The organism is Mesorhizobium sp. M4B.F.Ca.ET.017.02.2.1, from assembly GCF_003998955.1.
In the GTDB taxonomy this organism is placed as follows: Bacteria; Pseudomonadota; Alphaproteobacteria; order Rhizobiales; family Rhizobiaceae; genus Mesorhizobium; species Mesorhizobium abyssinicae.
In genome coordinates, this window is record NZ_RZOF01000286.1 from 1 (window position 1) to 8,180 (window position 8,180).

An 8,180-nucleotide genomic window follows, 5' to 3' on the forward strand; every position below is an offset into this window, starting at 1 on the left:
CGGCGTTACGGCGCCGACCACCTGGCCGATATCGGCGCTGATGGCGGTAACGATACCGTCCTCGCTCGCCTTGAGATCGGTATAGCCGACCTGGTTCTTCGCCTGGGCAAGCGTCGAGCGGGCGGCGTCGCGCGTCGCCACGGCCTGAGCATAGGTCAGCGTCGCCTGATCGAGCTGCGACTTCGACGCGAAGCTCTTGGCGTAGAGCTGCTCGGCGCGCTTCTTTGCCAGATCCACCGTTTCGACCTGCCGCTCGGCGGCGTCAAGGCTCGCCGCCGCGCTCCTGACCGACAAATCGTAGTCGGAGGCATCGATGCGAGCGAGCACATCGCCCGAATTCACATGCTGGCCGATATCGACGAGGCGCTCGGTGACCTTGCCGGCGACGCGAAAGCCAAGGTTCATCTCGGTGCGAGCGCGCACCGAGCCGGAATAGTCGAGCTCGCGGGTGGTCTGGGCCTCACCGATCTCGACCACCTTGACCGGCCGGATGATTTCCTTGATTTCGGCCTTCTCCTGGCTGCAGCCGGCAAGCCCGAGAGCGGCGACGATCAGGCCGGCGACCGGCAGCCTGCGGATGATGGAATTGGACAAAGACACCTTAGCACTCCTGACTGGAGATCAACTTTTCGACACCGCGCGCCCGGCGGGCGGCGGCTATTTCAAGGCTTTGATCGCGTAATCGATGAGATCGTCGGGCATCGCCCGGTTGGTCTTGGCAAGGCACTGCGCCACCATCTGCGGGTGGCACAGGATGACGGTGGCGGCACCGAAGCAGCGCGACGCGATCACCGGATCCTGGTCCCTGAACTCGCCGGCTTCGATGCCCTGGCGAATCACCTCGGCGAACAGATCGTGGATGCTGTCGACATGCTTGTCGATGACGGCCCAGTCGCGCTCGAGCGCGACGATGACCATCTCATGCACCTTCTGGTCGTCGAGCATGACTTCCGTGGTCATCTTGTACTGGGCATGCACATAGCGGCGCAGCCGCTCCTCGGCGCTGAGCGGCAGACGCGAAATCTCGTAGGCCATCTTGTAGCTGGCGCCGAGCATGCGGCCGCAGACGGCCTGGTGGATTTCGACCTTGGAGGCGAAGAAGCGATAGATATTGGCCGGCGACATGCCGAGCTCGCGGGCGATGTCGGCGACGTTGGTCTTGCCGTAACCGTAATGCCGGAACAGACGCTCGGCGCAATCGAGGATGCGCGTCACGTTTTCCTGGCGGGCGGGGTCGGCCACGATGTGGGCGGCTTCGGACATTAGCTCTCTGTCAAATAACGAGTGACGAATTTCAATTTTCGTCAGTCGTAAATCGAAACGAGCGGCATGTCAACGCGGAATCGACGTACGCGTACAATTGGTGACAGATGGTGACAGCGAGGAAGCGTGAAACCCACGATGAGTTCGTCATCCTAGGGTGAAGCAAGGAGCGAAGCGACGCAGCGCAGACCCTAGGATCCATGCCGTGACGTCGGCCAAAGAATAAAGTCGGATCAAGCAGTTAGCTTGCCAGCGCCGCGATTCGTGCAGGCTATTCTCGACCGCCGGAGCACGGCCGCAAGGTCACGGCATGGATCCCAGGGTTTCCGCGACGTCGCTCCGCGACTGCTCTCACCCTCGGATGACGAACTCAGAGACCCTTCGCCATTTCCCTCAGCCGGAACTTCTGGATCTTCCCGGTCGAGGTCTTCGGGATCTCCGCAAACACCACTGCCTTCGGCACCTTGAAGCGGGCGAGCAAAGTGCGGCAGTGGTCGATGATCTCGGCCTCGGTCGCGCTCTTGCCGGGCTTCAGCTCTACATAGGCGACAGGCACCTCGCCCCATTTGTCATCGGACTTCGCAACGACGCCGCAGGAGGCGACGGCGGCATGCTTGTAGAGCGCATCCTCGACCTCGATGGACGAGATGTTCTCGCCGCCGGAAATGATGATGTCCTTGGAACGATCCTTGAGCTGGATGTAGCCGTCCGGATGCATGACGCCGAGATCGCCTGAGTGGAACCAGCCGCCGGCGAAGGCCTCGTCAGTCGCCTTCCTGTTCTTCAAATAGCCCTTCATGACGATGTTGCCGCGGAACATGACCTCGCCGATGGTCTCGCCGTCCGCCGGCGTTTCCGTCATCGTCTCGGGATCCATCACGGTCAGGCCCTCGAGCGAAGCATAGCGCACGCCCTGGCGCGCCTTCTTCGCCGTGCGCGGTCCCTTCTCCAACTCGTCCCACTCATTGTGCCATTCGTTGACGACAGCCGGCCCATATGTCTCGGTCAGGCCGTAGAGATGGGTGACGGCGAAGCCGGCATCGGCCATGCCTGACAGCACTGCCTCCGGCGGCGGCGCGGCCGCCGTGTTGAAGGTGACGGTTTGCGCGAACTCACGCTTGTCCTCGGCCTTGGCGTTGATCAGCACCGACATGACGATCGGCGCACCGCAGAGATGGGTGACGCCATGATCGGCGATCGCGTCATACATCGGCTTTGCCCGCACCCAGCGCAGGCAGACATGGGTGCCGGCCTGCACGGCCAGCGTCCAGGGAAAGCACCAGCCGTTGCAGTGGAACATCGGCAGCGTCCACAGATAGACCGCGTGCTTGGCCATGCCGGCATGGATGGTGTTGGTATAGGCCATCAGCGCCGCGCCGCGATGGTGATAGACGACGCCCTTCGGGTTGCCGGTGGTGCCGGAGGTGTAGTTGAGCGAGATGGCGTCCCACTCGTCGTCGGGCATCGACCAGGCGAAAGCCTCATCGCCGCCTGCGACGAACTCCTCATAGTCGAGCGTGCCGATCCGCTCGCCCTTCGGATAGGGGGCATCGGCGGCATAGTCGGGATCGTCATAGTCGATGACCAACGGCTTGGCCTTGGCCAATGCCAACGCCTCCCTGACCGCGCGGGAGAATTCACGGTCGACGATCAGCACCTTTGTATCGGCGTGGTCGAGCTGGAAAGCGATGACGGCGGCGTCGAGCCTTGTGTTCAGCGAATGCAGCACCGCCTTGGTCATCGGCACGCCGAAATGCGCCTCCAGCATCGGCGGCGTGTTCGACAGCATCACCGTCACCGTATCGCCCTTGCCGATGCCGCGCTTGGCCAGCGCCGAGGCGAGCCGCAGCGAGCGACGCCAGAAATCGCGATAGGTGATGCGCTGGTTGCCATGGATGATGGCGACATGGTCGGGATAGGCTTTTGCCGCCCGCTCCAGATAGGTCAGCGGCGTCAGCGGCTGGTGGTTGGCGGCATTCCTGTCGAGATCCTGTTCGTAGGGATTGCCCATCCCATCCTCCCCAATATGTTTATCGACTTCTAATCACAGGCTCCGCTCCGCGTCACCACCAACGATGCCACGACAGGGGGCATTTGGCACAATGGTGATCTAGATTCAGCCGGTGAAACGGAAATGCACACCTCCGCTCGGTTTGACTTTTGTCGAGAGCCGTGAATAATGTCAGCCGAGGAGATGGCATGGCGATCCGACCGGCAGAACAGCTTATCCACAAGGCCGCCTGGCTCTACTACGCCCATGGCCTGCGCCAGGACGAAGTGGCGAACCAGCTCAAGATTTCGCGCGCCTCGGTCGCCATGTATCTGCGCAAGGCGCGCGAGACCGGCATCGTCAACATCTCGACCTCGACCCAGCTTTTCACCGACGACGTCTTGGCGCGTCGACTGGAAGACGCGCTGAAGCTCGACGCCGTCTGGATCGCGCCCGAAAACGCCTATGTCGTCGATCCGTCGACCGACATCGCGGTGCTCGCGGCCAGCGTCTTTCTCGAGCTGGTGAAGAAGGGCGACCGCATCGGCGTCGCCTGGGGCCGCACCGTCTACACCATCGCCGACATCATGTCCTTCGCAGACCTGCAGGACGTGACGGTGGTACAGCTCTGCGGCAATCTCGGCGCGCCCTATTCCTACCGGCCCGATCAGTGCACGATGGAAATCGCCCGGCGGCTCAACGCCAAGGGGCTGAATTTCTACGCGCCGCTGGTGCTGTCGACGGAAGAGCTGGCGCGGGCCCTGCGCGCCGAGCCGGTGATCCGCGAGCAACTGGCAGGCATCAGCGATTGCAACCTCGCGCTGTTTTCCGTCGGCACCGTCGACGCCGACAGCCATGTCGTCAAATGCGGCGCGCTGACGGTGAGCGAAATGGAAGTGCTTCGCAACGCCGGCGCCGCCGGCGTGATCGCGGGACAGATCATCGATGCCGCCGGTGAGGCGCTCGACTGCAGCTACAACCGCCGGGTCATCTCCGCCGAACTCGGCTCGCTCGGCGCCATCGAAAAGCGGCTGATGGTGGTGCAGGAGGACAGCAAGTTCGAGCCGCTGCTTGCCGCGCTCGCCGGCGGGCTCTGCACGCATCTGGTTGTCGGCGCGCGCGTGGCGCAGCGGCTGCTGGACCGTGCCGGAGCGGTGACCAAGAAGGCCTCCTAGACAAACAACCCTCGCCGCCGGCGCCTTGTCATCAAAGCGTCGCGGCATTCCTGTTCACAGCAATCAAACACATGAAAGCGGACGAAGCGAAATGAAGAACCTGTGGAATGACGGCGACGCGGAAAAGATGGTTGCCGACTATGCCAAGAAGGGCGTCGGCCGCGACCTCGCGCTGCGCGTCTACACGACCCGGCTGCTCGGCGGCGAGCCGCGGCTGGTGCTGCATGGCGGCGGCAACACGTCGTGCAAGATCAAGGCCACCGATCTTGTCGGCGACGAGTGGGACGTGCTCTGCGTCAAGGGCAGCGGCTGGGACATGGCCGTCATCGAGCCGCAGGGCCTGCCGGCGGTGAAGATGGGCGCGCTGCTCAAGGCGCGCGCGCTGGAGAGGCTTTCCGACGAAGACATGGTGGCGCTGCAACGCGCCAATCTCATCGATCCCGCCTCGCCCAATCCTTCGGTCGAAACGCTGTTGCACGCCTTCCTGCCGCACAAATTCGTCGACCACACGCATTCGACCGCCGTCCTCGCCATTGTCGACCAGGAAGACAGCAAGGCGCTGGTCAGGAAAGTGTTCGGCGAGAAGATGGGCTACGTGCCCTACATCATGCCAGGCTTCGACCTGGCGAAGGCGGCGGGCGACGTCTTCGATGCCGATCCAAGCGTCGAAGGCCTGATCCTCGACAAGCACGGCATCTTCACCTTCGGCGACGACGCCAGGCAGGCCTACGGCCGGATGATCCACCATGTGACGGTCGCCGAGGACTATGTCGCCAGGAACGGCAAGCCGAAGACGGCCAAGGCGGCGCTGCCGGCGAAGCTCGCCAGACCGGCCGACATCGCGCCCGCGCTGCGCGGCGCCGTCGCGGTGGCGCGCGGCGAGGGCCGCTTCGACCGCATGATCAGCGACTTCCGCACTTCGGATGCGATCGTCGATTTCATCAACTCGGCCGGCATCGCCGACTATGCCGGCCGTGGCGTCTCGACGCCCGACCTTTCGATCCGCATCAAGACCGGGCCGATGGCTGTGCCGGCGCCGGACGCCGACAAGATCGGCGACTACAAGGCCGTCATCCGCAACCATGTCGAGACCTTCGCCAAGGATTACCGCGCCTATTTCGAGACCAACGACGCGTTGGACGACGTCAAGCGCACCATGCTCGATCCGATGCCGCGCCTGACGCTGGTGCCGGGCCTCGGCATGTTCGGCCACGGCCGCACGCTGAAGGACGCAAAAATCGCCTCCGATGTCGGCGAGATGTGGATCGAGGCGGTGCGCGGGGCCGAGGCCGTCGGCCATTTCCACCCGCTGTCCAAGGCCGATCTCTTCCCGCTCGAATACTGGTCGCTGGAACAGGCCAAGCTCGCCTCCAACAAGCCGAAGCCGCTGACCGGCCAGGTGGTGCTGGTGACCGGCGGCGCCGGCGCGATCGGCGCGGCGACGGCGAAGCTGTTCGCCGACAATGGCGCACATGCCGTCATCGTCGACCTCGATCCGGCCAAGGCCGCGGAAGCGGCGAAGAAGGCCGGAAACGGCTCGATCGGCGTCGGCGCCGACATCACCAATCCCGTCGAACTGCGCGCCGCATTCGAACGGGCGGTCGCGGTCTATGGCGGCCTCGACATCCTGGTCTCCAATGCGGGCGCGGCCTGGGAAGGCCGCATCGGCGAGCTCGATGACACTACGCTGCGCAAGAGCTTCGAGCTCAATTTCTTCGCCCACCAGTCGGCGGCGCAGAATGCCGTGCGCATCATGCTGGAACAGGGCACCGGCGGCGTGCTCCTGTTCAACACGTCCAAGCAGGCGATCAACCCGGGGCCGAAGTTCGGCGCCTATGGCATCCCGAAGGCGGCGACGTTGTTCTTGTCCAGGCAATATGCGCTGGACTACGGCGCGCAGGGCATTCGCTCGAATGCGGTCAATGCCGACCGCATCCGCTCGGGGCTTCTGACCGACGCCATGATCGCCAGCCGCTCGGGCGCGCGCGGCGTGTCGGAGAAGGAATACATGTCCGGCAATCTACTCGGCCAGGAAGTGACGGCCGAGGACGTGGCGCAAGCCTTCCTGCACCAGGCTCTGGCCGACCGGACCACCGCCGACGTGACGACCGTCGACGGCGGCAACATCGCGGCGGCGCTGCGCTAGCGACAACCCTGCCATGAACCCCTGCCGTCATGCAGGGGTTCAGAGGGCCGGCGGCGACTTCGACAATCAGCGACCTCGCCGCCACGCGTTGAAAACTGTCGTCGGTCTGAAGCGGTTGCCGAAATTCCGCTTCAATCTATGCCTTGAACGGCTTCGCAAGGTGGAGACAGTCGTGACCGCGAACAGACTGCGTATTGCCGTCCTCTTTGGCGGGCGTTCGGCCGAGCATGAAGTTTCGGTGCTCTCGGCGACCAATGTCATGCGGGCGCTGGAGCCGGCGAAGTACGATGCCCTTCCCATCTTCGTCACCCGCGAAGGAAAATGGCTGCTCAGCCGTTTCGAGGGTGGCGCGCTGGCGACGCCTTCGGGCGGCACGGAGGTTTGCCTGGTGCCGGGCGGACACGGGCGCATGCTGGCGCTCCCGGCCGAGGGTGCGCCCTACGCGCTGCCAGATATCGACATCCTGTTTCCCGTCCTGCACGGGCTGCATGGCGAGGACGGCGCGGTGCAGGGGCTGGCGGAAGTGGCGCAGGTGCCGCTCGCCGGCTGCGGCATACTGGGTTCGGCCACGGCGCTCGACAAGGATATCGCCAAGCGGCTGCTGAAGGCGGCCGGCCTGCCGGTTGCGCGGTCGGTGACCATTGAGGAAGGTTCGGCGCCATCGCTTGCCGTGCTGGTAGACCAGCTCGGCCTGCCGCTCTTCGTCAAACCGGCGCGGCAGGGCTCGTCTGTCGGCGTCGCAAAGGTCAATGCCAGCCAGGAATTCGATCGAGCGCTTGCGGAAGCCTTCCAGCACGATCGCAAGCTCTTGGCGGAGGAATTCGTCCGTGGCCGCGAGATCGAATTCAGCGTGCTCGAAGACCCCGCGGGCAAGCTCTTCGTCTCCCGGCCGGGCGAGATCGTGCCGGCGGAAAGCCACGGCTTCTACAACTACAATGCCAAGTATATCGACGAGAACGGCGCGGCATTGATCGTGCCGGCCGAACTGCCGCGGGAAGTCGAGCAGGCGATGCGCGACATGGCGGCAAGGGCCTTCAGGGCCGTCGGTTGCGACGGCATGGCGCGTGTCGACTTCTTCCTGATGCCGGACATGACGTTCCTGATCAACGAGCTCAACACCATTCCCGGCTTCACCGATATCAGCATGTACGCCAAGGCGATGGCGGCTAGCGGCGTCAGCTACCCGGAGGTCATCGACCGGCTGGTGGCGCACGGGCTGGCGCGCGCCGGAAGAGTGGGCTGAGAGCGGGCTGCAAGCAGGAGAGCGGCCCTGGATGCCACTCACTTCCGAGCACGAAAGACGTCACGTTGGCTAGAACGGTCTCAAGCGAGACGGTCGGCGCTATTTCGTCGGTTGGCGCTGCCCCTCATTGCCCTGCCGGGCATTTCTCCCCGTATAGTGACGGGGAGAAAGACAGCTGTCGCGGATGGTTTCGCCAACCTCCAGCGTTGCAGAATATGCGCCAGCGTCGCGGCCGGTGTCCAGCCGATAGATGGGTAACAGAATGGACCGGATACATAGGTAACAGTTCTCCCCCTATGAGTCCGCTGCAGCGCCAAGCGGATTGGTTGGCGCGGCGCTGCAGCGGACAAGCGTCATACGCCT

General features: G+C 64.1%; 6 protein-coding genes. 3 read left to right on the plus strand and 3 right to left on the minus strand.

Going from position 1 to position 8,180, the window contains the following annotated elements; genetic code table 11:
- From EN738_RS26180 to EN738_RS26190, 3 genes are all read right to left on the minus strand, one after another.
- Positions 1–594 (minus strand): efflux RND transporter periplasmic adaptor subunit (locus EN738_RS26180; protein WP_245494690.1); only part of this gene is annotated, 594 nt, incomplete at its 3' end.
- Positions 595–657: 63 nt separating this feature from the next.
- Complete coding sequence (locus tag EN738_RS26185; RefSeq protein WP_127286231.1) at positions 658–1,263, minus strand: TetR family transcriptional regulator; 606 nt, start codon at positions 1,261–1,263, stop codon at positions 658–660.
- A gap of 370 nt (positions 1,264–1,633) precedes the next feature.
- Positions 1,634–3,274 carry an acyl-CoA synthetase gene (locus EN738_RS26190; protein WP_127286232.1) on the minus strand — a complete coding sequence of 547 codons (1,641 nt, stop codon included), beginning with the start codon at positions 3,272–3,274 and terminating at the stop codon, positions 1,634–1,636.
- Positions 3,275–3,462: 188 nt separating this feature from the next.
- On the opposite strand from EN738_RS26190, the gene EN738_RS26195 reads away from it, so the two are divergent.
- The 3 genes from EN738_RS26195 (at position 3,463) to EN738_RS26205 (ending at position 7,817) form a co-directional block, all read left to right on the plus strand.
- Positions 3,463–4,428, plus strand: a complete 966-nt coding sequence (locus EN738_RS26195) for a sugar-binding transcriptional regulator (protein ID WP_127286233.1) — start codon at positions 3,463–3,465, stop codon at positions 4,426–4,428.
- 91 nt (positions 4,429–4,519) lie between these two features.
- Complete coding sequence (locus EN738_RS26200) at positions 4,520–6,574, plus strand: bifunctional aldolase/short-chain dehydrogenase (protein WP_127286234.1); 2,055 nt, start codon at positions 4,520–4,522, stop codon at positions 6,572–6,574.
- 172 nt (positions 6,575–6,746) lie between these two features.
- Entirely contained in the window at positions 6,747–7,817 is a 1,071-nt protein-coding gene (locus EN738_RS26205; protein ID WP_245494689.1) for a D-alanine--D-alanine ligase family protein, read from the plus strand.
- Positions 7,818–8,180 lie beyond the last annotated feature (363 nt).